Genomic DNA, 605 nt, shown 5'->3' with positions numbered 1-605 from the left:
GATTCAGAGCAGACGTCCAGTTACGAATAGGCATCGACCACTTTTTGGATGCCTGCTGGGTGGCTAAGTACACCACTTTAAACGCTGCCTGATCAGACGGGAACACCTTACGCTTATTCACCGCCGTTCGAATCACACTGTTTAGCGACTCTATCGCATTGGTGGTATAGATCACTCTTCTGATGTCTTTAGGATAACCAAAGAACACCGTTAAGCCCTCCCAGTTATTGCGCCAAGACTTGATGACATGCGGGTACTCTTTGCCCCATACTTCATCAAAGTGCTCAAGGTTGGCCGTAAGCATCCGACCATCCCATCTTTTCCTCACTTAAAAAATGCGAGATAGTGTCCACGATTAATAATCGTGGACACTAACATGACAACACAACCACCTAACAAACCCAAACGTAGAACTTACAGTGCTGAGTTTAAAGAACTTTTTGAACCGCCCCGAGATTGTCGGAGACTCAACGCTCCAAGAGAATACGACAATGAAAACACGAAACTATACCCCTGAAATGAAAGAGCGCGCCGTCCGTATGCTAATTGAAGCTAAAGACGATTACCCATCCACCTGGTCAGCCATCAAAGCCATAGCGCCAAAG

General features: G+C 46.4%; 1 pseudogene. It reads right to left on the bottom strand.

The features are described from left to right. Positions 1-289 (bottom strand): annotated as a pseudogene (locus tag JMX83_RS15050) (transposase); the annotation flags it as partial. Between the last annotated feature and the right edge of the window lie 316 nt (positions 290-605).

Origin of the sequence: Psychrobacter piscatorii, from assembly GCF_904846415.1 — a bacterium.
GTDB classification, from domain to species: Bacteria; Pseudomonadota; Gammaproteobacteria; order Pseudomonadales; family Moraxellaceae; genus Psychrobacter; species Psychrobacter piscatorii.
This window is presented reverse-complemented; position numbering and strand designations above follow the sequence as displayed.